The sequence below is a fragment of the Idiomarina baltica OS145 genome, assembly GCF_000152885.1.
In the GTDB taxonomy this organism is placed as follows: domain Bacteria; phylum Pseudomonadota; class Gammaproteobacteria; order Enterobacterales; family Alteromonadaceae; genus Idiomarina; species Idiomarina baltica.
In genome coordinates this window covers 139,711-164,386 of record NZ_AAMX01000001.1, presented here as the reverse complement: position 1 = coordinate 164,386, position 24,676 = coordinate 139,711, and the positions used below count along the sequence as shown (strand labels likewise).

22 protein-coding genes are annotated in these 24,676 nt (G+C 47.1%); 9 read left to right on the top strand and 13 right to left on the bottom strand.

Annotated elements, in window-relative coordinates; all coding sequences use genetic code 11:
• Positions 1 to 5: 5 nt before the first annotated feature.
• Complete coding sequence (locus tag OS145_RS00785; protein WP_006953994.1) at positions 6 to 1,904, bottom strand: metallophosphoesterase family protein; 1,899 nt, start codon at positions 1,902 to 1,904, stop codon at positions 6 to 8.
• A gap of 115 nt (positions 1,905 to 2,019) precedes the next feature.
• Here OS145_RS00785 and OS145_RS00780 point away from each other — a divergent pair, with 115 nt between their 5' ends.
• The 3 genes from OS145_RS00780 to OS145_RS00770 are packed head-to-tail and all read left to right on the top strand — an operon-like array spanning position 2,020 to position 5,015.
• Entirely contained in the window at positions 2,020 to 4,197 is a 2,178-nt protein-coding gene (locus tag OS145_RS00780) for a prolyl oligopeptidase family serine peptidase (protein ID WP_006953992.1), read from the top strand.
• A gap of 8 nt (positions 4,198 to 4,205) precedes the next feature.
• Complete coding sequence (locus tag OS145_RS00775) at positions 4,206 to 4,493, top strand: PepSY domain-containing protein (RefSeq protein ID WP_040487473.1); 288 nt, start codon at positions 4,206 to 4,208, stop codon at positions 4,491 to 4,493.
• A 15-nt stretch (positions 4,494 to 4,508) separates the two neighbouring features.
• Positions 4,509 to 5,015: a cytochrome b/b6 domain-containing protein gene (locus tag OS145_RS00770; protein ID WP_006953984.1), complete on the top strand. Its 507-nt coding sequence runs from the start codon at positions 4,509 to 4,511 to the stop codon at positions 5,013 to 5,015.
• Here OS145_RS00770 and OS145_RS00765 read toward each other — a convergent pair.
• The 9 genes from OS145_RS00765 to OS145_RS00725 form a co-directional block, all read right to left on the bottom strand.
• The gene (locus tag OS145_RS00765) at positions 5,012 to 5,419 is read right to left on the bottom strand and encodes a SufE family protein (RefSeq protein WP_006953982.1); all 408 of its coding nucleotides are present in this window, start codon (positions 5,417 to 5,419) and stop codon (positions 5,012 to 5,014) included. The two genes, OS145_RS00770 and OS145_RS00765, sit on opposite strands and share 4 nt — an antisense overlap.
• A 31-nt stretch (positions 5,420 to 5,450) precedes the next feature.
• Positions 5,451 to 5,984 carry a putative Fe-S cluster assembly protein SufT gene (gene sufT, locus OS145_RS00760; protein ID WP_006953980.1) on the bottom strand — a complete coding sequence of 178 codons (534 nt, stop codon included), beginning with the start codon at positions 5,982 to 5,984 and terminating at the stop codon, positions 5,451 to 5,453.
• A 10-nt stretch (positions 5,985 to 5,994) separates the two neighbouring features.
• Positions 5,995 to 6,354 (bottom strand): HesB/IscA family protein, encoded by a 360-nt coding sequence (locus tag OS145_RS00755; protein WP_006953979.1) that lies wholly within the window; start codon positions 6,352 to 6,354, stop codon positions 5,995 to 5,997.
• 16 nt (positions 6,355 to 6,370) lie between these two features.
• Positions 6,371 to 7,588, bottom strand: coding sequence for an aminotransferase class V-fold PLP-dependent enzyme (locus OS145_RS00750; protein WP_006953978.1), 1,218 nt, complete (start codon positions 7,586 to 7,588; stop codon positions 6,371 to 6,373).
• A complete protein-coding gene (sufD, locus tag OS145_RS00745) occupies positions 7,585 to 8,832 on the bottom strand; it encodes a Fe-S cluster assembly protein SufD (RefSeq protein ID WP_006953977.1) in 1,248 nt (415 codons plus the stop codon). The genes OS145_RS00750 and sufD overlap by 4 nt, the downstream gene beginning before the upstream one ends.
• Complete coding sequence (sufC, locus tag OS145_RS00740; protein ID WP_006953976.1) at positions 8,829 to 9,590, bottom strand: Fe-S cluster assembly ATPase SufC; 762 nt, start codon at positions 9,588 to 9,590, stop codon at positions 8,829 to 8,831. Before sufC ends, sufD begins: the two co-directional genes overlap by 4 nt.
• Positions 9,591 to 9,593: 3 nt before the next feature.
• A complete protein-coding gene (sufB, locus tag OS145_RS00735; protein ID WP_006953975.1) occupies positions 9,594 to 11,030 on the bottom strand; it encodes a Fe-S cluster assembly protein SufB in 1,437 nt (478 codons plus the stop codon).
• Positions 11,031 to 11,244: 214 nt separating this feature from the next.
• Positions 11,245 to 11,877, bottom strand: a complete 633-nt coding sequence (locus tag OS145_RS00730; protein WP_006953974.1) for a peroxiredoxin — start codon at positions 11,875 to 11,877, stop codon at positions 11,245 to 11,247.
• A gap of 16 nt (positions 11,878 to 11,893) precedes the next feature.
• Entirely contained in the window at positions 11,894 to 12,943 is a 1,050-nt protein-coding gene (locus OS145_RS00725) for an isopenicillin N synthase family dioxygenase (RefSeq protein ID WP_006953973.1), read from the bottom strand.
• Between the two features lie 163 nt (positions 12,944 to 13,106).
• Between OS145_RS00725 and OS145_RS12910 the strand changes: the two genes are divergently transcribed.
• On the top strand, positions 13,107 to 14,753 hold the full coding sequence (locus OS145_RS12910; protein ID WP_006953972.1) for a GGDEF domain-containing protein: 1,647 nt from the start codon (positions 13,107 to 13,109) through the stop codon (positions 14,751 to 14,753).
• Here the strand turns inward: OS145_RS12910 and OS145_RS00710 are convergent.
• A complete protein-coding gene (locus tag OS145_RS00710) occupies positions 14,750 to 15,559 on the bottom strand; it encodes a UDP-2,3-diacylglucosamine diphosphatase (RefSeq protein WP_006953971.1) in 810 nt (269 codons plus the stop codon). The two genes, OS145_RS12910 and OS145_RS00710, sit on opposite strands and share 4 nt — an antisense overlap.
• 160 nt (positions 15,560 to 15,719) lie before the next feature.
• On the opposite strand from OS145_RS00710, the gene OS145_RS00705 reads away from it, so the two are divergent.
• The 5 genes from OS145_RS00705 to OS145_RS00685 all read left to right on the top strand — a co-directional run bounded on the left by OS145_RS00705 (position 15,720) and on the right by OS145_RS00685 (position 22,710).
• Positions 15,720 to 16,436 (top strand): YebC/PmpR family DNA-binding transcriptional regulator, encoded by a 717-nt coding sequence (locus OS145_RS00705; protein WP_006953970.1) that lies wholly within the window; start codon positions 15,720 to 15,722, stop codon positions 16,434 to 16,436.
• Between the two features lie 81 nt (positions 16,437 to 16,517).
• A complete protein-coding gene (locus OS145_RS00700) occupies positions 16,518 to 17,216 on the top strand; it encodes an OmpW/AlkL family protein (protein ID WP_006953969.1) in 699 nt (232 codons plus the stop codon).
• An 80-nt stretch (positions 17,217 to 17,296) separates the two neighbouring features.
• A complete protein-coding gene (gene ppk1 / locus OS145_RS00695; protein ID WP_006953968.1) occupies positions 17,297 to 19,372 on the top strand; it encodes a polyphosphate kinase 1 in 2,076 nt (691 codons plus the stop codon).
• Positions 19,356 to 20,870 (top strand): Ppx/GppA phosphatase family protein, encoded by a 1,515-nt coding sequence (locus tag OS145_RS00690; protein ID WP_006953967.1) that lies wholly within the window; start codon positions 19,356 to 19,358, stop codon positions 20,868 to 20,870. The genes ppk1 and OS145_RS00690 overlap by 17 nt, the downstream gene beginning before the upstream one ends.
• Before the next feature lie 139 nt (positions 20,871 to 21,009).
• On the top strand, positions 21,010 to 22,710 hold the full coding sequence (locus OS145_RS00685; RefSeq protein ID WP_006953966.1) for a bacteriohemerythrin: 1,701 nt from the start codon (positions 21,010 to 21,012) through the stop codon (positions 22,708 to 22,710).
• 24 nt (positions 22,711 to 22,734) lie between these two features.
• Here the strand turns inward: OS145_RS00685 and OS145_RS00680 are convergent, their stop codons facing one another.
• Both OS145_RS00680 and OS145_RS00675 read right to left on the bottom strand, forming a co-directional pair.
• Entirely contained in the window at positions 22,735 to 23,907 is a 1,173-nt protein-coding gene (locus OS145_RS00680; protein ID WP_006953965.1) for an acyl-CoA dehydrogenase, read from the bottom strand.
• A 17-nt stretch (positions 23,908 to 23,924) separates the two neighbouring features.
• Positions 23,925 to 24,614 carry a helix-turn-helix domain-containing protein gene (locus tag OS145_RS00675; RefSeq protein WP_242603632.1) on the bottom strand — a complete coding sequence of 230 codons (690 nt, stop codon included), beginning with the start codon at positions 24,612 to 24,614 and terminating at the stop codon, positions 23,925 to 23,927.
• Positions 24,615 to 24,676 lie beyond the last annotated feature (62 nt).

Genomic DNA, 24,676 nt, shown 5'->3' with positions numbered 1-24,676 from the left:
AGTTTCTACTCTTCTTTTAGAAACTCGGTTTCGTTACCGTCTGCATTTAATTGTCGGATACGCGACGGAGCGCCGTCCTGATCAAAACTGACCCAGCCGATACCAGAGTGGTTCCAGAGTCGTTCGCCGGCATCACGGCCCGTCGGCAGCCGTGGAGACACGGCGAAACGGCGTCGTTTAGTAAGCCAGTTGAGAGGTGAACGCGGGGAGTAAAGCCACCGGTTCATACGGTCGAGCCACTCTAATAAAGTGTTCGGAAACTCGTTTTTAACGCCACTACTGGTGATTTGCCAGATTGATGACTCGGCTTTTTCACGACGCAACTGCACGTCGTATACAAATGAATAGTGCACGTCACCCGAGAGAATCGTGAACTTTTGCGGTGTGCGTTTGTGAGAAAAGATATTGAGTAGGGTATTGGCAGCACCGTTGTGCGCCATCCAGTTTTCAGCATCAACAACCAGCGGTTTACCCAACGCGGTAAACACCGTTTGGATCGCTTCTATTAGTTTCACGCCAAATATCGGTGCAGGGGACACTAAAATCACAGCCTCTTCATCCATAATTTGGTGCTGCATCTCCATTAAAGATTCCCAATCCATTAATCCCGATGGTTTGCGGATACTACGCTCACTTCGCCAGCGACGGGTGCGGGTATCGAGCACAAGAATTTTGGGGTGCGTGTCTAGGGTGAACTGCCATTGCTCCCAATCCAGCAGTTGCTCAATAAGTTGATCGTGCTCTTCCGGTTGCTCAGTTAATGGCTTTTCAAGTAATTGTGCAGTGGCATCCATAAGGGGGGTTACCACTTCGGGCTGGTTGCCCCAACCTTGAAAAATTAAATAGCCCCACAGCGCGTTGCCGACAATACGTTTTGAAAAAGGATGGTGGTAGGCCGTGAGCTCCCAAGCGGCTGATAAGTTCCAGTCATCGGTCACATCGTGATCGTCAAACATCATATAGCTGATGCTGTGTGCCATGGCACGCGCTGCTTGAGGCAATGTTTTAACGAATTTATCAACGGTTGCCTGTTCATCGGTAAAGCGCTTTTGTTGTTCTTGATTTAACTGCGACGGTTGTTGCACCTTGATTAAACGCCAAGGCGTGGGTGACCAACAGAGCAGATACATGGCGAAGACTTCAGCGGCAGTAATCAGGTGGTTACCCGCGTGTGCTGAGGTAAAAATCGGTTTTTTCACGCCACCAAAAAATTTCTCAGTCAGCGCTTCATTCGCTTTAGTATCCGGTAGCAAGGATTGGCGGCTGTAATAGCCATTTGGGTGTTGAATTAGGTCATCCAGTTGATTCAGTTGATCATCGGGCAAAGTCTCATCAGATAGCTTTAGTACTTCAATTAATGCGTGTATGGATGCCAACATCGGGCCAGCGACATCATCGACGTAGACTTGATCCCCTGTGTGCAGAAGAATACCCGCTCGTTTCGAGGGGCGATCGAGGTGTGCCTGAATCTCTTTATCAGCACGTGATAACCCATCATCAGCGGGATGATGAGGGCGGCGACATGAACCATGAAGCAGTTGGTCAATCGTCTCTTTATAAACAAACTGCGGACATGTTTGTCCTGAATAAAGCAAGAAGTCGTGTTGTTCTGATAAACGCTCGTTTTCGGTAGGCCAAACCAGGTCGTAACCGATTCGTTGGTTGTGGGCAAGCGGTTGAGCAGGCTCGACCCTTATCAACATCACATAAGCATGCTTGCCAATAGCAATGACTCGGTCTGTTTGTTTGATATCGACCGGCGTCTCATCGATACTACATTCCACCTGAGGAACATGGTCGCTTTTCGTGACCAGCCACAAGTAAAAATGATCAGACTCAATATGCCGAACTAAAGGACCGCAGAGCAGTTGCGGTAAGTCTTTTAAAGTCGATTCATTCTTCATTTTGGCTTTGTCTCAAGTTAGGCATGTTCGGTCGAAATACTGTTCTATCAAAGTTTCGCAATTCAGGACAGTCTGTTAACTTAATAGTTACAAAATAACAACAAAGGAACTATCTATGAAATACGTACTCAGTGCTGTCGCTGTTAGCGTACTTGTCGCGTGCTCTCCAGCACAAAACGATTCGTCGCAAACAGCCGAAACTCAGCAAGTGGAAAAGCAACAAGCGGGGTCGATGCAAGTGAAGTACCCAGAAACACGCAAAGGGGATACCGTCGATACTTATTTCGATACAAAAGTGAAAGACCCGTATCGTTGGTTAGAAGATGATCGGAGTGCCGAAACCGAAGCGTGGGTAGAAGCGCAAAATGAGGTCACCTTCAATCATTTAGAAAAAATCCCGTTCCGTGACAAAATTGAAAAGCGCCTGACGGAGTTGTGGAATTACGAAAAAGTCAGTGCACCATTCAAAGAGGGTGACTACACCTACTACTATAAGAACGATGGTTTGCAGAACCAATACGTGGTCTATCGTAAGAAGAACGATAGTGACGAAGAAGAAGTGTTCTTGGATCCGAATACCTTCAGCGAAGATGGAACAACGTCATTAGCGCAACTGACCTTTAGTGAAGATGGAAAACTAGCAGCTTATTCGATTTCTGAGGGCGGGAGTGACTGGCGTAAAATTATTGTCATTGATGCTGAAACGAAAGAGCGTCTTGAGGACCCACTGGTTGATGTGAAGTTCAGTGGTATCTCTTGGAAAGGTAACGAAGGGTTCTACTATTCAAGCTATGATAAGCCGGAAGGTAGTGAGCTCTCGGCAAAAACTGATCAACATAAGCTGTATTACCATGAGTTAGGTACGCCACAGAGCGATGACGAGCTGGTATTCGGTGGCACGGACGCGCAGAAGCACCGCTATGTGGGCGGCTACGTGACAGACGACAATCAGTTTTTGGTGATCTCTGCCGCTAATTCAACATCAGGTAATAAACTCTTTATCAAAGACTTGAGCAAAGAGGATGCGCCTCTGGTCACTGTGGTTGACGACTATGACTCAGATGTATCGGTGTTAGATAGTGAAGACGGTAAACTCTATATCGAGACCAACCGTGAAGCGCCTAACGGCCGTGTCGTAGTCGTTGATGCTGGAGCGCCACAAGAAGCGAACTGGAGTGACTTGATCCCTGAGACTGAGCACGTACTCAACCCAACCACCGGGGCAGGCTACATTTTCGCGGAATATATGGTCGATGCGGTCTCGCAAGTGAAGCAGTTTGACTACCAAGGTAAAGAAATTCGTCAAATTGACTTACCGGGTGTCGGGAGTGCAGGTGGTTTCGGCGGTAAAGACGACGCTGAAACGTTGTACTACTCATTTACTAATTACAGCACGCCACAAACTATTTATGCTTTGAATCCGGATACTGGCGAATCAACCGTTTACGAAGAGTCCGGCGCGGATTTCGATTCCAGTAACTATGAGTCGAAGCAGGTGTTCTACACGTCTAAAGACGGTACTCAGGTGCCCATGATCATTACCTATAAAAAAGGTACGGAGCTCGACGGTAGTAATCCAACGATTCTATATGGCTATGGTGGCTTTAATATCAGCTTAACGCCTTCGTTCAGCATCGCAAATGCGGCGTGGTTGGAAATGGGCGGTGTTTATGCCGTTGCTAACCTACGTGGTGGTGGTGAGTATGGTAAGGCGTGGCACGATGCCGGTACGAAGATGCAAAAGCAGAACGTCTTTGACGACTTTATTGCCGCTGCAGAGTACTTGATTGATGAAGATTACACGTCAAAAGAAAAACTTGCTATCCGTGGCGGTTCCAATGGCGGTCTGTTGGTCGGGGCAACGATGACACAACGTCCTGACTTGTTTGCGGTTGCCTTACCTGCCGTCGGCGTTTTGGATATGTTGCGTTACCATACCTTCACTGCTGGCGCAGGCTGGGCCTACGACTACGGTACAGCAGAGGACAGCAAAGAGATGTTCCAATACCTGCTGAACTACTCGCCCGTTCATAACGTAGAACAAGGTGTGGAGTATCCAGCAACATTGATTACTACCGGTGATCACGATGACCGTGTGGTGCCTGCGCACTCATTTAAGTTTGCCGCAGAGTTGCAGGATAAAGCAGGTGGTGATGCACCGCAGCTGATCCGTATCGAAACAAATGCGGGACATGGTGCAGGCACGCCTGTATCGAAGACCATTGAGCAGTATTCGGATATTTTCGGCTTTACCCTATATCACATGGGTTATCAGTCGCTACCAAACGAATAGGGGGCGTAATGAGAGCAATATTGTTAGCTTCAATCGCTGTCGCATCGGGCACTTTACTATTAAGTGCCTGTAGTGCAGAAGAGTCACATACTCAGTGTACTTCTGCGCCACAGAGCGAATGGATAGACCAAGCTGAGTTTCAGCAAGGCCTGGAAGAGCAAGGCTATAAAATTAACGAGTTTAAAGTCACCGAAGGTCAGTGTTATGAGATCTATGGCTTTAATGCTGACGACCAAAAAGTAGAAATTTACTTTAATCCGGTTGATGGCAGTATCGTTAAACAAGAAATGGAATAAGGTAAAGAGAGCGCTATGCAAATTTGGGACATCGGCATTCGTTTGTTTCATTGGAGCATAGCGCTCGCTTTTGTACTGAATTATTTCTTACTCGAGCCGGGTGAGACAGCGCATCAAATTGCTGGTTATTATGCCTTTGCTTGGCTTATTTTCCGCGTTGTCTGGGGCTTTTTAGGACCTCAACGGGCGAGATTCAGTGACTTTTTTCCAACGCCTTCGCGCATTAAGACTCACATCACGCAGTTAAAACAACGTCAGTTACCTCGAGATGCCGGGCACAATCCGTTAGGTGGAGTCGTTATCTTACTGATGATGGTGCTATTGGCGTATCAAGCAACGACTGGATTCATGCTTGAGGAAGTGGATGCCTTTTATGGTAGCAGCATGCTAGAGGATTTACATGAACTCGGTGCGCACACTTTGTTTGCTTTAGTCTGCCTGCACGTTGTTGCCATTATCTTTGTGCAATGGTGGGGGCGCATTCAATTAATACGCCCAATGATCACAGGTCGGCGCGACTAAGCGTTCTGTGCTATTGACTGAATTTTAGCGACAATCGCTTTAAGCCCATTACCACGGGTCGGCGTAATGTGATTTTCTAAATCCAGTTCTTTGAAGTAACCATCAATATCAAACGCTAAAATTTGCTCAGGTGTCTTATTGTGAAATGCCGCTAATACGAGTGTCAGTAAGCCTTGTACGATGACTGCGTCACTGTCCACTTGAAACAATAAACGGCCGTCTTTTTGCTCAGCAATGAGCCACACATTACTTTGACAACCCCGCACGATAAATTCGTCTTTACGAAGCGCCTCAGGGAGGCCCGGCAAGCCCTTACCGAGGTCGATAATATACTGGTAGCGTTGCTCCCAATCATCTAAAAACTCGAGATCTTCAATGATTTCATCAGTGCTGGGTAGATTCATCTTCACGTCGACCTTTATTGACTGCTAACAATTAAAAGAATACGCCTGCTTCAAGCTGAGCTTCTTCGGACATCATGTCGCGCGACCACGGTGGATCGAATACCAAATTGACTTGGACGTCCTTCACATGGGGCACTAAGCTCAAGCGATACTCGACATCACCTACGAGTACGGGGCCCATACCGCAACCGGGAGCCGTTAGCGTCATATCAATATCAATGCGTTGCGCATCTTGATCGATGTTGACGGCATAAATCAGTCCTAAAGAGACTAAGTTGATAGGGATCTCTGGATCGAAAATAGTCTCGAGTGCTTCCCATACTTGGGACTCACTAATCTGGCCATCAACAGGCGGCTCGAAGTCAAGCGTCTGCGGCTTACGACCAATCGCATCGGCGTCTGTGCCATCAATGCGCAACATATTGCCCATCCAAGTCACGGTGTAGTTGCCACCTAAGTCTTGGGTTATGTTGACGAATTCGCCTTTAGGGATAACCTTAACTTCGCCCGAGGGTACTTTACGACACTTAACTTCGCGTTGGGTGGTGACCATTTTTTGTTGCATGAATCAGTACCTATTCCTGCACGCTGAAGCTTTCACCACAGCCACACTCATTAACCACGTTAGGGTTATTAAATTTTACCACACCATTGATGCCTTCTTTGACGTAATCAATTTCGGTATTACGCAGGACATCAACGGCATCTTTAGCAATCGCCACGGTGAGTGTGTCATTAACTTGCACCAGCTCATCATCAGCCTCAGCTTCAGGAACCGCATTCAACACGTATGCATAACCAGTACAACCGCTCATTTTGGTCGATAGGCGCAGTATCGCGCCAGGTTGATCAGCTAGTTTGCCCTCAAAATGCTTAATAGCGGTTGGGGTCATGCTAATGAGTTGTTGATTAGGTACAAAAGATTCGACAGACATAATTTACCTCCTGTCGTTACGCTAACATCATTTGTGCTTTTTTGATTGCACTAAACAAGCGATCGATGTCAGCTCGCGTATTATATATTGAGAACGATGCCCGCGCGGTGCCTGGCACGCCTAGCCGTTTCATCAAAGGCTGTGCACAGTGATCACCGGTACGGATCGCCACGCCTTGTTTATCGAGGATAAAACCAACATCCGCTGGATGAGTGCCTTCGAGCACAAAACTCATCACGCCAATTTTATTTTTCGCGGTACCGATTAAGCGCATACCCTCAATGGTACTCGCACACTCGGTGGCATAGGTCAGCAAATCTTGCTCATGCGCCAAAATTGCATCAGCATCGAACTGCTGTAACCAACGCAAAGCAGCAGCAAGACCGATAACACCAGCGATATTAGGTGTGCCAGCTTCCAACCGGTTGGGTAATTCACCCCAGGTTGCATCTTGATAGGTGACTGTGGCAATCATCTCGCCACCGACCAACCACACAGGCCAGTCTTGTAGTAATTCGTAACGGCCCCACAGCGCGCCAACACCGGTTGGACCAAATACTTTATGACCTGAGAATACGTAAAAGTCGCAGCCTATTGCCTGCACGTCAACGGCGCCATGAGCAACCCCTTGAGCCCCATCAACTAAAACCAATGCGTCTACCGCCTTGGCGATTTGGGTCAGCTCTTGAACAGGATTAATGGTGCCCAACGCATTAGAGATATGAGGGAATGCCACGAATGCTGTGCGCTCAGTGACGAGGCCCTCAAATGCCGTGATATCAAGCTCGCCTGCATCATTAATTGGTGCAACCTTAAGTGTGGCTCCTGCCTTTTTACAAGCTTGCTGCCAGGTGACCAGGTTGGCATGGTGTTCCATTTCGGTCACCACAACTTCATCGCCGGCTTCTAAGCGCTGTGCAACACCGTTAGCAATCAAATTAATACTTTCGGTGGTGCCTGAAGTCCAAATCACTTCTTCGGTGCGTGAAGCGTTAAGATAGTGTGCAACGACTTGACGCGCCTCTTCATAACGTCGTGTTGCTTTATCCGATAAAAAATGCGCGCCACGGTGAACATTCGAATTATAAGTCGAATAGTATTCGACTAATGCATCGATAACCGCTTGCGGCTTTTGTGTGGTTGCTGCGTTATCAAGATAAACTAACGGCTGACCGTTAGCTTGTTCTTGCAGCACCGGAAACTGGGCACGAATTTGCTCCACATTCAGGCTCATGAGCGCTCCATCATGTCTTCAAAGCGCTGCTTCAGAATAGGCTGTAACCATTCGGCTAACGCTTCATTTGGCATGTCGAAAACCATCTCTTGGACGAAACCAAAGTTGAGCATCACCAACGCTTTTTGCTTATCAATACCACGCGTTAACAAGTAGTACAGTGCTTCTTCATCTATTTCTGCGACGGTTGCACCGTGAGCACATTGCACGTCATCGGCGTAGATTTCTAGCTCGGGCTTGGTATTAATTTGCGCTCCGCGCGATAGCAGTAGGTTGCGGTTATTCAGCTCTGCTAATGTTTTTTGCGCATCGCGATGAATGTGGATACGACCGTTAAATACAGCTTTCGCTTTATCGCCGATGATACCGCGCGCATTTTCTTCAGTGGTACCATTAGGCATCGCGTGCTCAATCGTACTGTGTAAATCAAAATGCTCTTTGGGTGCTAACAAGTACGCGTTATTAAATTTCGCGTGGGCGTGCTCACCTGCGTGAATAATATCCACGTCTAAACGCGTTAATTGTGAACCGTAACCGATTAACGTGCTATTTAAACGACTTTTATTAGCGAGCTTAAAGTGACTACCGCCGACATGGATCGCTTCACCCTGATGCAGTGCAAAACGATAATGTTCTAAACGTGCATTATCAGCAATATCATACTCAGCAAAGGCGGTATTCAAGCTATGACCCGTACCGCTACCGTGCTCGATTACCGTTGCTTTAGCATTGTCGCCTAAGCTTACCAGCACACGCGTGTGCGACTCGACGTTGTCGGTCGCAAAGTTCACGACCCGGATAGGGCGCTCAATGGTTGCGTTAGCCGCTACCTCGATAACGATCCCCTGTGTCGCGAGTACGTCATTAACCAGTCCAAATAAATGGTGACTTGGTTTTACCTGAGTAAAGACTTGTTCAGCGATGTCCGATTTATCCGTCAAAGAACGAATTGTTAAGCCTTCGGGCAGGTTGAGTGCCGCCAAATCGCTGGTTAAGCGTCCATCAACAAATACTAAGTCGATGGCATCGAGCCCTTTAATCGCGGGCGCTTCTGCTTGCGCATTACTCTCGGTCGGCAACGATAAATTTTCGACCGCGTGCAGCGACGTGTATCGCCACGCTTCGGTGCGACGTCCAGGCCAAGATTGTTCTTTCAGCTTGGCCAGTGCCTCCGCACGTACTGGTGATAACCAATCATCAACGGCGGCGGCACGCTCAATTACGTGGGCTAACCATTGACTCATGCTTTTTCTCCCTCGTCTGCTTGACCTAACCAAGCGTAACCGGATGCTTCAACTTCTTTCGCAAGCTCTGGACCACCACTCTTGACGATTTTACCCTGTGCCAAGATATGCACGTAGTCGGGTTCGATGAAATCAAGTAGGCGCTGATAGTGAGTTACAACGATAAAGCTACGTTCGCCGTCACGTTGGCTATTAACGCCGTTAGCGACCACTTGTAATGCGTCAACGTCGAGTCCCGAGTCTGATTCATCAAGAATCGCCAACTTCGGTTTTAGCATAATTAACTGCATGATTTCGTTGCGCTTTTTCTCGCCGCCCGAGAAGCCTTCGTTGACACCACGCTTGAGGAAGTCAAGCGGCAAGTTCACTTGTTTGCACGCTTCTTTCGCCATTTTCAAGAATTCAGCAGAACTCAGCTCGTCTTCGCCACGTGCTTTGCGCATTGCGTTAACAGACTCTTTCATGAACTCCATGTTGCTCACGCCAGGAATCTCGACAGGATACTGGAATGCTAAGAACAGTCCGGCTTGAGCACGTTCTTCGACTTCCATATCGAGCAGATTAGCGCCGTTGAAGTTGACTTCACCTTGTTCCACTTCATAGCCATCACGACCCGACAATACGTATCCTAAGGTACTTTTACCAGCACCGTTGGGGCCCATGATTGCGTGCACTTCACCGGGCTTAATTTCCAAGTTAAGCCCTTTGATAATGGTTTTTTCTTCGACGCGTGCATGTAGATCTTTGATCGTAAGCATTTATTACCCCACTGAACCTTCAAGACTGATTTCAAGCAACTTACCGGCTTCCACGGCGAACTCCATAGGAAGCTCGCGGAATACTTCTTTACAGAAGCCATTCACAATCATTGAGACTGCTTTCTCAGGGTCAAGGCCTCGTTGCTGACATAAAAAGAGCTGGTCATCGCTGACCTTAGATGTTGTTGCTTCGTGTTCAACAATCGCACTCGGATTGCTACTTTCGATATACGGGAATGTATGCGCGCCACACTTATCGCCAATGAGTAGCGAGTCACACTCAGTGAAGTTACGCGCGCCTTCGGCACCTGGCCCCATCCGTACCAAACCACGATAGGCATTATTACTGTAGCCCGCTGAAATACCCTTAGAGATGATGGTCGATTTGGTGTTTTTACCCAAGTGAATCATCTTAGTGCCGGTATCGGCTTGTTGTTTACCGCGGGTGAGCGCCACTGAATAGAATTCACCGACACTGTTATCACCTTTAAGAATACAGCTTGGATACTTCCACGTCACAGCAGAACCTGTTTCAACTTGCGTCCAAGAGATCTTGGCGTTTTTCTCGCACAGACCACGCTTGGTAACGAAGTTGTAGATGCCGCCTTTACCGTTTTCATCGCCTGGATACCAGTTTTGTACCGTTGAATATTTGATTTCTGCATCGTCTAAGGCGACGAGCTCTACTACCGCAGCGTGCAACTGATTCTCGTCACGTTGCGGTGCCGTGCAACCTTCGAGGTAGCTCACATAACTGCCTTCTTCGGCAACGATTAATGTACGCTCAAATTGACCTGTATTTTGCTCGTTGATGCGGAAATACGTTGATAGCTCCATAGGGCAACGAACGCCTTTCGGGATGTACACGAAAGAACCATCAGTAAATACAGCGCTGTTGAGTGCAGCGAAGTAGTTATCGCCGCGCGGCACTACCGTGCCAAGATATTTTTTTACCAAGTCGGGGTACTTGTGCAGTGCTTCAGAAATTGGGCAGAAGATAACACCGGCTTCCTCGAGTTTCTCGCGGAAGGTGGTGACCACGGAAACAGAATCAAACACAGCATCAACCGCCACGCCCGCAAGCATTTCTTGCTCATGCAAAGGAATCCCAAGCTTTTCGTAGGTGCGCAATAACTCAGGGTCTACTTCGTCCAATGACTTCGGCTTGTCTTTCATCGACTTCGGCGCTGAGTAATAGGAAATATCTTGATAGTCGATCTTTGGATAATCCACGTGCGCCCACTCGGGCTCGGTTTGCTTGAGCCACGTTCGGTAGGCTTTTAATCGCCATTCAAGCATCCACTCAGGTTCACCTTTAATGGCCGACAGGCGGCGGATGACATCCTCATCTAACCCCTTGGGAAAGGTTTCTGATTCGATTTCTGAGACAAAACCCGCATCATATTTACGTGCGAGTGCCTGATCAATTTGTTCGCTCATGCTTACCACCTTGCTGAACTTAAGATACTTTCATTATAAAATACCCGAGTAAAACACTCAACTTTAAACCGCCCTTCGGGCGCGTATTATATGCTTTTTTAATGCACAAGTCTTTGCTGGGATCGGTGGATGATCATGAAAGGATCGATTGTGGCAAGAGAGGAAACAAAAAAGCCGGCGAAAGTGCCGGCTCAATTAAACAGATTCGTTTAAATTACTTGTTGATATCCGTTAAGCGTAGATATGGACGCAATGTTTCATAGCCTTGTGGGAACTTCTTCTGTGCGTCTTCTTCCGATACCGTCGGACGGATAATCACGCGATCGCCCGGCACCCAATCAGCGGGACAAGCCACCTCTTGTGAATCCGTAGTTTGTAGTGCGTCGATCACACGCAGAATTTCCGCAAAATTACGGCCTACCGTCATCGGGTAAGTCATGGTTAAACGAATTTTCTGATCGGGATCGATAATAAATACTGAACGTACCGTTGCCGTTTGGCTTTCACCCGGGTGGATCATATCGTAGAGTTCAGCTACTTTGCGCTCTTGGTCGGCAACGATCGGGAACTCAAGTAATGTGTTTTGAGTGTCGTTGACGTCATTAATCCAGCCTTTGTGTGCGTCGACTGTATCCGTGGATAAGCCCAGTGGCTTCACATTACGCTTTTCAAATTCAGGCGCTAGCTGAGCGGTTCGGCCCATCTCGGTGGTACACACGGGGGTATAATCGGCTGGATGGCTAAAAAAGAAGACCCAAGAGCCTTTTGCCCAATCATGGAAGTCGATTTTGCCTTGAGTGGTTTCAATTTCAAAATTTGGAGCTTTATCGCCAATTCGTAAACCCATCTCTTTTCTCCTTACGTTAAATGGTGCATTCACTACAAATATCGTTGATCGGTAGTTGTGCAAAGCTATTGGCCAGCAATGTTCGCGCAGTTTGTTGGCAGTAATAGCGACGTGTCACATGTGTGTGTGAGCGTAGACGCCCTTTAAGTACATTATTACCGACATCGGTCAATAACGGATTGTTGGGATCCGCAGATGGCCCTGATGCGCGTGCGCTCAGTTCGTCAGGTAATGATAGTACAGGCACCGTGGCAGATAACTGAGCGGCCATAAAAAAAGCAATTGAATAACGCTCGACACCTTGTTTTGGACTTTCAACTTTGTGATTAGTTGCCTTTAAAAAGCCATTTGATGCAAGTTCTAGCAGTTCACCAATATTGACAACAAAAGCGCCGGGAATAGGCTCCACAGCTATCCATTGACCGTTGCGTTCAACCTTAAGCCCGCTTTGCTCATCTTGCATGACCAACGTTAAGTAACCTGGATCCTTGTGCGCTCCGACTCCTTGCTGTGGCCTATGTTGACCAGGGTAGCGAATCAATTTGGCGTGGGTATAAGGTTGCTTACCTATTGTGTGATCGAGGGCATGCGCTTCAACACCTAACGACGCACATAATCTTTGTAATAGATTAACGGTGATGTCGCTCAACTGATCTTGTAGCTTCGTTAACGACGGTTTTAACCCCGGCATACTGGTTGGCCATAGATTAGGCCCAATCAGCTTTTGCCAAGGTTGCGACAATGCTGAGTCAGGAATTGCCTGTTCTTCGTTCATCCAGTCAAACTGCTCACGCGCATCGAGTCGACCTGCAGTCATCTCACTGCCCATCGCGTTATAGCCACGAAAGTGTGGTGAGTGAATCATATCGACTGACTGTTTTTGTTGTACAGAGAGTTGAAAAAACTCACGGCTTAGCCGCAAATAGTCTTGCTGACTCTCGTGACTGATACCGTGATCAACTAAATAAAAGAAGCCTACATCACTGGCAGCGCGACGAAGTTCAGCTAATCCTGACTCAGATTCAAGCGCTGTCATTGAGATGACGGGTAATGTCGGTGCATTCATAAGCGCCTCCTTTAAATTTAATGACGCTCAATATATGACGCACGGTATACTTTATAAACGAACGAATGTTTCTATATTAGATTGAAACGCTATATTCACTGCTATATTCTGTTTTGCTGAATATTGAATCAAAAACCATTGAGCAAAAGGAACCTGCGTTCTGATGTTTACATCCTTAACTCCGCCTGAATCATTGTATGTAAAAAAGCTTTTATCGATGATTGAGGCGACTCAAGCAGGCACATGGGAATGGAACGTACAAACCGGCGAGTGTCGTTTTAACAAACGCTGGGCTGAAATCATTGGCTATCAACTAGATGAGCTAGCGCCGACCATTGATAGTTGGCTGCAACATTCACACCCCGAAGATTTGGTGCTATCGAATCAGCGCTTACAGGATCATTTTGCGGGTCGATCACCGTTTTATGAATGTGAAGCGCGTATGCGTCACAAAGACGGACATTGGGTGTGGGTACGCGATTCGGGACGATGTGAGACGTGGACCGACGACGGCAAACCTGAATGGGTCATTGGAAGTCATATTGAAATTACCCATCTGGTTGAGTTGCGACATCGCTTTTCGACGATTGCTTCGTTAATTCCAGGTGTCGTCTATGAGTTTCAGCAGTTTAAAGATGGTCGCACACGATTCCCATACGCGAGCGCAGGCATTAAAGAAATTTATGGCGTCGAACCGGAGCACGTCATTGAGGATGCATCGGCGGTTTTTGAAACCCTTCACCCGGATGATATGCCTCACATCACAGAAACTATCGCACAATCGCGTGCCAATATGACTGATTGGATCTGTGAATATCGCGTGGTCGTGGATGGTAAAGAGCGCTGGGTATTCGGGCAAGCTCGACCGGTTTATAAAACGAACGACTCGATTAGCTGGTACGGCATGATTGTCGATATCTCTGAGCGTAAAATGATGGAACTCGAGCTCGAACGCAGTCGGCGGAATTTAAAACAAGCGCAAGCGTTAACCAAACTTGGCCACTGGGAAGCCAACCTTAAAGAAAAAACAATCTATTGGTCAGACATGATTTATACCATTCTGGGTTGGCAAAAAAAGCCAGAAAGTCGTGATTTTCATTTCTTTAGAGAGCGCTCCCATCCTGATGATCTTGAACAAATTCTGCAAGCCGAGCATGACTTAAAGCCGGGTCACACGGTTGATATTCAGCATCGCATCCAACACACCGATGGGCATTATCTATGGGTGCGGCAGATCGTGGAAATGGAAGCTGACGGTGAAATGGTGTTGGGTACACTCAGGGATATTACCGAGGAAAAAGAACTCGAGTTGAAACTGAAAGAACAAGCTGAACGTGACCCGTTAACGGGCGCTTACAATCGACGTTTCTTTACCGAGGCTTTAGAAACATTGGTGTATCGAAGTGAGCGCTACGAAGAATCCTTGGCGATCGTCACGTTTGATATCGATCATTTTAAGCGAATTAATGATAACTTTGGTCATGAAGCGGGTGATCGCGTATTAATTGAGTTGGTGCAGACACTCGGTCGGCTGGTACGGGAAAGCGATATCTTTGCGCGTACTGGCGGTGAAGAGTTTTCGCTTTTGTTACCCAATCAGACGCTGCAACAAGCAACCCGTACTGCTGAGCGATTCCGCGCCGCTTTAGAGGCGTTAGTGATTCGATCTGAGGGTCATGAAATTCAAGTGACAGCGTCGTTTGGCGTTGCTATTCACCACAATGGCGCGACACATAATGAAGTGCTGCGTCACGCTGACAAGGCACTGTATGCCGCGAAAAGTCGCGGACGTAATTGTGTGGTGAGCTAAGCTACGCGAGGTTTGAGTTGTTTGATGCTCGCTTGGCTGTTGAGCCATGAAGGCACATCTAATAGTTCCCAATCGCCATTTTCGTGCTCAATGATAGCGCTGCAGGAGTCTTGCCAATCACCGGTATTTAAGTAGTGCGTGTTATTAAAATGGCGCTCAGCAGGCACATGAATATGTCCGCATATCACGCCATCATAACCTTTACGCTCTGCGTAGGCGGTCGCAGCATGTTGGTAACGGTGAACATATTTTAATGCTTGCGAAGAACGCGACTTTACCGCTTTGGCTAGGCTCCAATAGACGTAACCCTTGCGAGAGCGCCAACGATTAAAGTAACGGTTAATTTTAAGCAAGCCCTCATAGATGTTATCGCCAACCCAATTGAGCAGGCGGTGTCCTCTTACTTGATTATCAAATTGATCCCCGTGCATTACGATATAACGGCGACCATTTAACGCGTGATAATCATAGGTGTTGGTCAACTGGATATTGACGATACCCTTATCAAAGGGGTAGTCGTCGAGTAGCTGGCGTAAGCCACCATCGTGATTGCCTGTAATATAAATTACCTGTACGCCTTCTTGCGCCTGCTTGAGCAGTTTGCGGATCACTTTAATATGCGACTCATCCAGCCCTTGGCCTTTGCTACGGATCGCCCATAAATCAATGATATCGCCCACCAATACTAATTTTTTAAAGCGAATATGCTTTAAAAACTCAAGTAGCAGTTCACAATGACTGGTGGATGAACCGAGGTGAATATCAGAAAGAAACAGCGTATTAACCGATGGCTTGTGTTTGCTCATGTTCAGCCTCCCGATGATGAACGCTGAAAAAGTAGCCCGTAAAGATGACAGCCCGTTTAATAGCGCATGACAAATCTGTGAATAAAATAGACCGTTCAGCCCTGGCTGTGTAAAATCTGGTGCGTTTTATGAACTGATTTGTAAGGTAAGAGAGACTATTATGGGCCGCGCCTATCAAAACCGAAAAGAATCCATTGCAAAAACAGCGACCGCAAAAAGCCGTGTATACAGTCGCTTTGGTCGCGAAATTTATGTCTGTGCAAAACAAAGTGGGCCCGACCCTGATGCGAACTTGGCATTACGGAGCTTGATTGACCGGGCTAAAAAAGAGCAAGTGCCGTCTCACGTAATTGATAAAGCGCTTGATAAAGCTCAGGGCGGTGCGGGTGAAGACTTTTCACCGGCTCGTTACGAGGGTTATGGACCCAGTAACTGTATGGTTATCGTCGAGTGTCTTACGGATAATCCAAACCGCACGTTTGGTGAGGTGCGCAACTGCTTCACGAAAAGCAAATGTAAGATTGGTGAGCAAGGCAGTGTCATGCATTCGTTCGAACATTGTGCGATTTTTGCGTTCAAACATGACAACGAAGATGACGTGCTCGAGGCATTGATGGAAGCCGATGTGGATGTGGGCGACGTGGAGTTTGATGATGGTGTTGTCACTGTATTTGCTCCACATACTGAATATGCAGCTACGCGCCAGGCATTAACCGCTGCTTTCGCCGATATCGACTTTGACACGGACGAAATTCAATTTGTTCCTCATGTCACGACCGCAATTGCGGAAGACGACATGCCGATGTTTGAGCGTTTGATGGATATGCTGAACGATTGTGATGATGTGCAAAACATCTATCACAATGCTGAGGTATAAAAGGCTCTGTTGATACAGGTCAAGCCTCGCTGATCTCAAACTCGTTATGCTTCATGGGTCATCTAAAAGTAGGAGTGACCCATGAAGCGTTTAACTTCCGCCGTTGCACTTGCAACACTTTTCGCCGCATCTTTCGCTCAAGCGCAAGACTTTTCAATTAATGTGGGCGCTATTTCAGTGATTCCTGATGATAGCAGCAGCTCATTAAACACCGTAGAGCAAGTGGCAGGACTACCTGCTAATTCAACCGGTGTCGTCGTAAACACTAACACCCAGCTCGGTCTGACTTTTGACTATCAGTGGGAAAATGGTTGGGGTCTTGAATTGGTAGCAGCGACGCCATTCGCGCACGACATCTACGGTTCGGGTACGTTGAGTGGCTTATCGATTGGTAAGACCAAACATTTACCGCCGACCTTATTCGTGCAATACCATTGGGATACTGGCGTACAAGGACTTGAGCCCTTTGTTGGCGTAGGTGTTAACTACACCACGTTTTTTGATGATCAGGCATCGAGCGAGTTAACCCAAACGTTACAAACACTCGGCGTAGCGGGCGCTGACGACTCCGTAGATTTGGCGTTGTCGAACTCTTGGGGAGCCGCAATACAGGCGGGTGTCAACTGGAAGCTATCAGAACAATGGGGCGCGCAGTTAATGGTGAGCCATATCGACATTGATACCACAGCGTCGGTTCGTTTAAATGGTAGTACAATTGAGCAGACGGATGTAGCAATTGACCCTTATGTAGCGATGATTGCTCTACGTTATACCTTCTAGTTGTCATTTTACTGTCATACTGTAATCGCTTGGTCGCGCTATTCTGTATATTAAATAGATAAGCGGCCAGGCGTTTTTGTATGAAGTTCTATTTTAAAGAGTTGAGTTGGCTTTCGTTTAACGAGCGCGTGCTTCAAGAAGCCAATGACGAGGAAGTGCCCGTTATCGAACGGGTAAGATTCCTTGGTATATTTTCCTCTAACATGGACGAGTTTTTTCAGGTCCGTGTCGCCGACGTGCGTCGACGAATTTTCTTTGCTCAAACCGATGCACAGCGTAAAGACAGCGAACGTCTACTGCATCTTATTCAACAAAAGGTAGTGCAGTTACAGGAACAGTTCGAGCTGATTCACCGTAAAGTGATAAAAGCGTTGCGGGCTGAAAATATTATTTGGGCCTCTGGTGAGCAGGTTACAGAAGACGAAAAGGCAGGCTTACGGGAATATTTTGATAACAAAATAAAGCCACAAATTGTTCCCATCCTTATCAACGACACGACTGATTTAGTTAAAGTCATAAACGAAGACAAAACTTATTTACTGGCGCAATTGCAGCAGTCCGGTCAACGTAAGTACGCTGCGGTACAGATCCCCTCTCATGAGTTATCGCGTTTTGTTATTTTGCCTAAAAAGCGTGATAGTAAGTTGCGTAAAGTACTATTTTTAGATGATGTTGTTTTACTCAATTTGGCCAGTTTATTTAAAGGCATCGTGCCGTTTCAGTCTATCATTGCCTTTTCTTTCAAAATGACCCGTGATGCAGAGTACCGCCCCTCTGATGATATTGAGCAGAGTTTACTTGAACGTATGGAAGAAGGCTTAAAACAGCGCGAAAAAGCGGACCCGGTCAGGCTTGTCTATGATCGTGCAATGCCAATTCATATGTTGAACCTGTTGAGTAAGAAACTGCATCTCAATCAGTACGATGCCATGGTTGCGGGCGGGCGCTATCGTAATACGAAAGACTTTCTAAGTTTTGAAAACTTAGGTGGCAAAAAGCTCGAGCACCCACCGATTCCCGCACTGAGGCACCCACGTTTTGAGCAGGCTGACAATGTATTTGATGCGATTAAGCGTAATGACATTTTACTCTATTACCCGTATCACCGGTTTGCACATTTTACTGAGGTAATTCGCCAGGCCTGTTATGACCCTCATGTATTAAAAATTCACATGTGTATTTACCGTGTTGCGCCTAATTCTCGGATTATTCATTCGCTCATGGAGGCTGTGCAAAATGGAAAGAAAGTCACCGTGATGGTCGAGCTGCAAGCGCGGTTTGACGAGGAGGCCAATATAGAATGGGCGAAGGAACTGACTGAATCGGGTGTGAAAGTGACTTTTGGTCTGCAAGGGCTCAAAGTGCACTCGAAGTTATTATTGATACATCGGCAAGAGGATCATGCTATTCGTCGTTATGGTGTTATTGGAACGGGGAACTTTCATGAAAAAACAGCAAAACTCTATACCGACTTTAGCTTGTTTACTTGTCATCCTGAGATCTGCTCAGACATTGAGAATGTGTTTAATTATCTCGAGCAACCTTATCGTTTTTACCCTTGGCACCAGTTGTTGGTGGCACCGAATAATCTGCGCACCCGAATTAACGAACTTATTGAGCGGGAAATTAACCACGCCAAGAATGGCAAGCCCGCGGAAATTTTTCTAAAGCTGAACAACCTAGTTGATAACGCGCTGATCGTACAACTTTACCGAGCGAGCCGTGCAGGTGTAAAAATTCGGTGTATTGTGCGCGGAATGTGTACGCTACGACCCAATGTACCTAAACTCAGCGAAAATATCGAAATCATTAGTATTATCGATCGGTTTTTAGAACATGCGCGTGTCTATATCTTTGGCAATGATGGTGATACAAAGGTCTTTATTTCATCGGCTGATTTGATGACACGTAACGTCGATCATCGTGTCGAGGTCGCATGCCCAATTTACGATCACGCTGCACAACAGGATATACTGACGATTATGGATATGCAGTGGAACGATAATATCAAAGCACGTCGTATCGATGCCGAACAAGTGAATGAGTATGTCACTCCAGTGTCTGAGCGCGGCCAAATCCCTCGTCGCAAGCGCTTGAGGTCACAGTTAAAAATACATGAATACTTTAAAAACAGAGCCTATGACTCAAACAAATGACACTCAGTGGCTAACGTCTGACAGTCGAGAACACTTGGCGGCGCTTGATTTAGGCTCCAATAGCTTTCACTTGATTATTGGTCGAGTCATTGAGGGGCAAATTCAACCCATACATAAATTTAAGCAACGAGTATCGTTGGCGGAAGGGTTAGTCAATAAGGGGATTAGTGTTGAGGCCTTTGATCGAGGCTTAGATGCGTTATCCCAATTTGCCATGCATTTGCGAGATTTTGCGCCTGAACGCGTCCGTGTCGTGGCGACTCATACGTTGCGAGAAGCCAACAATCGCAAGGAGTTTATCCAGGCTGCCCGCCAGTTACTGCCGTTTCCAATTGAGGTCATTTCGGGTCGAGAGGAAGCACGACTCATATACTTGGGTGTGGCACAAGCAGTTCCGTTTCGTGGCGTACGACTGATTATCGACATTGGCGGTGGTAGTACTGAATTTGCCGTGGGCCACGCTGAGGAACCAGAAATATTATTATCAAAAAGTTTTGGTAGTTTAGTGGTTTCTGAACGCTTTTTTGCAAAAGGAAAAGTCACTCCCAAGCGTTTTAATAAAGCCGTATTGAGTGTGAAACAGGAGCTTGAGCCGTTTAGTAAACAGCTTAAGAAAGCACGAGCCGAACAGGTATTAGGTACCTCAGGAACGATCAAAGCGCTGGCTAAGTGGATTCACGGTAGCACAGACGGTGATCTCACGATTACGCTCAAAGCATTGCATCAATTACGCGATAGGCTTTTAACTTTAAGGCATATATCGGAGATTAACTCGAGTGATGTTGAACAGCAGCGTATCCCCTCGATAGTCGGCGGGTTAGCAGTGCTTATCGCTGTCTGTGAAGAGATCGGTATTGATGAGCTCAGTTCTGTTGATGCAGCCTTGCGCGAGGGTGTGCTATTTGAACTTGCTGAACAGGCTGTATTTCACAAAGATATACGGTATAAGACGATTCAAAGCATGGCGGTTCGTTATCAAGTCGATGAAGCACAAGCCAAGCGGGTCCTTTCCTCGGCAGAGCTAATACTGGAAGGCGTAGGCAATACATGGCAACTTAATACACCCGATATCCGATTATTATTGGCCGGTGCGTGTAGCCTACATGAAGTAGGTATGAACATTAGCTCAAGCGGCATTCAAAAGCATTCAGGTTATATTTTAGCGAATGCCTATATGCCTGGATTTAGCTCCGATGAACAGCGTGTGTTGGCGATGTTGTGTCGTTATTATCGTAAAAAAATCATCGCTGAAGAATTAACCGATTTTGCTCAGTTCGAGCATTTCACGGTAGCGCGCATGATAGTGGTGATACGCTTAGCTGTATTGCTTAATGCGAGCCGGCAAACTCATGAGGCGTTACGTTCGGTCTCGTTGAAGGGAGCAAAACTGATTCTTACCCTACAAGGGCCATTGGCAAAAAGTGCTATTTTAGAGGCCGACATTGCTCGCGAAAACAAGCACCTGAGTGTTTTAGGGTACCAATTGATCATCGCTTAACTAACCCAAGCCACGGGTTCAGATCAAATCTTTGGTTAACTTTTGATCGGGATCAAATCATTTCCGACGCAAATTGGATAACGTGCCTTTTGAAATACTGCCGTCCGGGCAGCTATTTGAGTCAATATGCGGAGGACTTGTGCAGGTACTTGTCTCAGTCACTAAACCAATTCAATTGTTTTTTAACAGTCTGCGCTTTAGAAATAAGTTTATCATTACCGGAATATTGTTATTTCTACCCGTGATCGTGCTGAGCCTGCTCATGATGTGGGACTCTTATCAGCGTCAACAAGCGGCGATCAGTGGACAGGCAATGGATATCAGCGACCCAAAGCAGGTAATTCTTTGGAACGCGGTTATGCTGGCCGGGATGGTCTTGGTACAGTTGGTTGTCTTTACAGCAATGTATACTGGTATCAAGCGCTCTCTGGCTGAAGCGAATCGAGTTTCAAATGCCCTGGCAAATGGCGATCTTAATAATACTGCCCAGCTCAAGGGGAGCGACGAGCTAGCACGACTCACCGAGCGACTCAACACGATTTCTGTTGAGACAAGCTATTCCGTACACGCGATCCGGACTGCAAGTGATGGTTTAAACCGTCTCGGGACGGCCAATTACGATGCAAACAAGGCGCTGGCAGAAAAAACGAAGCAACAGGCAGACACGATGTATCAGGTGTCGGCAGCGGCAGAACAAATGACGGCTGCTATTAATGAGGTATCAGAGTCGACACAACGTGCAGCAACCAGTGCACATGAGAGCCTTAATGCTGCTAGCGGAGGACGTGAACGTGTTCAACAGTTAGCGCAACACAACATTACGTTAAGCGAAGATATTCTTCATTCTCAATCGGTTATCAAGAGTCTCTCTGAGGATAGCAAAGCCATCGGCACGATCTTAACCACTATCAATGACATTGCCGAGCAAACCAATTTACTGGCTCTTAACGCCGCTATCGAAGCAGCGCGAGCAGGGGAGACAGGACGTGGCTTTGCGGTAGTCGCTGATGAAGTGCGTAAGCTTGCTCATCGAGTACAAACATCAACTGGCGAGATCCAAAGTGTGGTGGAGCGTTTGGAGCAAAATACTCAGCAAGCGGTGAGCAGTCTCAACAATAATGCGCAACAAGCAGAGCGAGCTAAGTTATCAGCTGAAGAGGCGGAAGCTGCACTCGATACGATAGTCACTTTCACTCATCAGATTACTGACCTTAATACTCAAGTTGCTTCTGCGACTGAGCAGCAGGCAATGACGACGGCGACGATCAAAGAAGCGATTACTACTGCAACCGATGCAGCGAAAGAGGTCGACAGCTACTCTCAACATGCGCTTGAAAGCGCTGCGCAGTTAACAACGCTCGGCGGTGAGATACAATCATTAGGCGACCGCTATTCAGTCGACGCGCAAATAATCGAATCACGTCTGGCGCAGCAGGAAAAGCTAATTGAATGGTCGTCGCAATTTGACGTAGGCATTGAGGAGATTAATCGTCAGCACCAGCGGTTGATTTACATTGCTAATGAGTTGTACCGAATACAGCAGCGAGGTGGCGACCGTCAGGCGGTCGAACGGCTATTGAGCTCGTTGATTAACTACACTGCGACTCATTTTAGTTACGAAGAACTGTTGATGGAGCGCCACGACTACCCCGACCTGGATGCACATAAACACAAGCATCAGCAGTTGGTGCAGCAAGTCGTTGATTTTCGTAACCGTATCGAGCGGGGCGACCAAGTGGTCGGTGAGTTGCTCGAATTTGTGAAGCGTTGGCTATTGCAGCACATTCAGCACAGTGATAAAGCCTATCAAGCCCACCTGAATGATCGAGGGGTTCATTAACCTCTCGTCAATCTATCTACGTGGTTAAAAAGCGCTGATACCCGTTTGACTGCGACCTAAGATCAGTGCATGCACATCGTGGGTTCCCTCGTAGGTATTAACCGATTCGAGATTCATAACGTGACGTATCACATGATACTCATCGGAAATACCGTTCCCGCCATGCATATCACGCGCTTGTCGAGCTATATCCAAAGCTTTACCGCAGTTATTACGTTTAATCAACGAGATGGCGGCGGGGTTAAGTGTCTTGCGATCGAGTTCACGACCTGCTTGTAAGGCGGCAAGTAGACCCAAGCCTATTTCTGTTTGCATATCGGCTAACTTTTTTTGGATAAGTTGGTTTGCTGCCAACGGACGTCCAAACTGCTCACGGTCCAAGGTGTATTGACGCGCTGCATGCCAACAAAATTCGGCAGCACCCATGGCTCCCCAAGCGATACCGTATCGTGCTTTATTGAGGCAGCTGAACGGTCCCTTCAGCCCGCGCACATTAGGAAGTCGTTGTTCTTCGCTGACTTCAACCTCATCCATTACAATTTCACCGGTAATCGATGCGCGTAATGAAAACTTACCCTCGATTTCCGGTGTAGATAAGCCTTTCATGCCGCGTTCTAAAATGAAGCCGACAATATCGCCGTCGCATTTAGCCCAGACAACAAACACATCAGCGATAGGTGAGTTAGTTATCCACATCTTTGAACCCGTGATGCGGTAACCGGCCTCGGTTTTTATCGCTTTAGTTCGCATACTTGCAGGATCAGAGCCCGCGTCAGGCTCCGTCAAACCAAAGCTTCCGACCCATTCGCCGGTTGCTAGTTTAGGGAGGTATTTTTTACGTTGTTGTTCGTTACCGAAGGCGTAAATAGGATGCATGACGAGCGAGGATTGAACGCTCATCGCACTGCGGTAACCACTATCGACGCGTTCGATTTCCCGAGCAATTAAGCCATAACTGACGTGATTTACACCGGCACCACCGTATGCTTCTGGAATGGTCGCACCGAGCAAGCCTAACTGACCGAGCTCTTGCATAATCTCACGATCAAAGCGTTCTTCGCGAAATGCAGATTGAACGCGAGGCATCAGCCTCGCCTGCGCATATTGATGAGCTGTTTTCTGTATTAACAGCTCTTCTTCAGTCAGTTGATGGCGTAAGTTCAGTGGATCTGACCAATCAAACGCAGGTTGTGGCATGATACCTCTCTTAAGTTTTAGTTCGCCATTTGTTTAAGTTCAGCTGGCGCTTGGATAAATAGAATCGACTGTTTGGTGTCGATGATATCCTTTTGTTTTAGCGAGGAAAATACGCGGCTCACAGTTTCTACTGCTAAACCAAGGTAGTTCGCAATGTCAGTACGTGTCATGGGAAGTTTAAACTCATGACGCGAGAAGCCATGTTCATAAAGGTGGTCTGAAAGACCCATTATAAATGAAGCAACCCGCTGTTCAGCTGTTGTATTGACCACGTTTAGATAATGCGTGTTACGTTGACCAATGCGATGACTGAGGAGTCTCAACAGATTTTTATCAACACCGGTGAAGTTTTGTGCGAATAACCGGTTAAGCTTTATTTCGCACAACATCGAGGTTTCCATCGCTTCGCAGTAGGTCACCGCGGCACCATTAGAAATAGACTCCATGCCAATGATATCGCCGGTTAAATGGAAACTGGTGATTTGTTGCTTACCTTCGCTATCGATGGTGTAGCATTTCACGGAACCACTCTTTACCGCAAATAGTGAGTTAAGCGGTTGGTCAGGGCTGTATACCATATCACGCTTGCTATATACGTGAGGCTCACGGCTGCTTTTATCCAATTTATCGATCTCGCTCGAGACAAGACCTGCGGGCACGCATATAGATTGCATACTGCATTGGTTACATTGGATTGGGTTTCTCATACCTAACTCGCTTCGACGGTGATTCATGCGGCACATCTGACGTCCCCTTAACACCTATTGGT

What these genes read in the sequence shown, in the direction of transcription:
- OS145_RS00785 (WP_006953994.1), bottom strand. Translation starts at nt 1,904, where the DNA reads ATGAAGAATGAATCGACTTTAAAAGACTTACCGCAACTGCTCTGCGGT.
- OS145_RS00780 (WP_006953992.1), top strand. Translation starts at nt 2,020, where the DNA reads ATGAAATACGTACTCAGTGCTGTCGCTGTTAGCGTACTTGTCGCGTGC.
- OS145_RS00775 (WP_040487473.1), top strand. Translation starts at nt 4,206, where the DNA reads ATGAGAGCAATATTGTTAGCTTCAATCGCTGTCGCATCGGGCACTTTA.
- OS145_RS00770 (WP_006953984.1), top strand. Translation starts at nt 4,509, where the DNA reads ATGCAAATTTGGGACATCGGCATTCGTTTGTTTCATTGGAGCATAGCG.
- OS145_RS00765 (WP_006953982.1), bottom strand. Translation starts at nt 5,419, where the DNA reads ATGAATCTACCCAGCACTGATGAAATCATTGAAGATCTCGAGTTTTTA.
- sufT (WP_006953980.1), bottom strand. Translation starts at nt 5,984, where the DNA reads ATGCAACAAAAAATGGTCACCACCCAACGCGAAGTTAAGTGTCGTAAA.
- OS145_RS00755 (WP_006953979.1), bottom strand. Translation starts at nt 6,354, where the DNA reads ATGTCTGTCGAATCTTTTGTACCTAATCAACAACTCATTAGCATGACC.
- OS145_RS00750 (WP_006953978.1), bottom strand. Translation starts at nt 7,588, where the DNA reads ATGAGCCTGAATGTGGAGCAAATTCGTGCCCAGTTTCCGGTGCTGCAA.
- sufD (WP_006953977.1), bottom strand. Translation starts at nt 8,832, where the DNA reads ATGAGTCAATGGTTAGCCCACGTAATTGAGCGTGCCGCCGCCGTTGAT.
- sufC (WP_006953976.1), bottom strand. Translation starts at nt 9,590, where the DNA reads ATGCTTACGATCAAAGATCTACATGCACGCGTCGAAGAAAAAACCATT.
- sufB (WP_006953975.1), bottom strand. Translation starts at nt 11,030, where the DNA reads ATGAGCGAACAAATTGATCAGGCACTCGCACGTAAATATGATGCGGGT.
- OS145_RS00730 (WP_006953974.1), bottom strand. Translation starts at nt 11,877, where the DNA reads ATGGGTTTACGAATTGGCGATAAAGCTCCAAATTTTGAAATTGAAACC.
- OS145_RS00725 (WP_006953973.1), bottom strand. Translation starts at nt 12,943, where the DNA reads ATGAATGCACCGACATTACCCGTCATCTCAATGACAGCGCTTGAATCT.
- OS145_RS12910 (WP_006953972.1), top strand. Translation starts at nt 13,107, where the DNA reads ATGTTTACATCCTTAACTCCGCCTGAATCATTGTATGTAAAAAAGCTT.
- OS145_RS00710 (WP_006953971.1), bottom strand. Translation starts at nt 15,559, where the DNA reads ATGAGCAAACACAAGCCATCGGTTAATACGCTGTTTCTTTCTGATATT.
- OS145_RS00705 (WP_006953970.1), top strand. Translation starts at nt 15,720, where the DNA reads ATGGGCCGCGCCTATCAAAACCGAAAAGAATCCATTGCAAAAACAGCG.
- OS145_RS00700 (WP_006953969.1), top strand. Translation starts at nt 16,518, where the DNA reads ATGAAGCGTTTAACTTCCGCCGTTGCACTTGCAACACTTTTCGCCGCA.
- ppk1 (WP_006953968.1), top strand. Translation starts at nt 17,297, where the DNA reads ATGAAGTTCTATTTTAAAGAGTTGAGTTGGCTTTCGTTTAACGAGCGC.
- OS145_RS00690 (WP_006953967.1), top strand. Translation starts at nt 19,356, where the DNA reads ATGACTCAAACAAATGACACTCAGTGGCTAACGTCTGACAGTCGAGAA.
- OS145_RS00680 (WP_006953965.1), bottom strand. Translation starts at nt 23,907, where the DNA reads ATGCCACAACCTGCGTTTGATTGGTCAGATCCACTGAACTTACGCCAT.
- OS145_RS00675 (WP_242603632.1), bottom strand. Translation starts at nt 24,614, where the DNA reads ATGAGAAACCCAATCCAATGTAACCAATGCAGTATGCAATCTATATGC.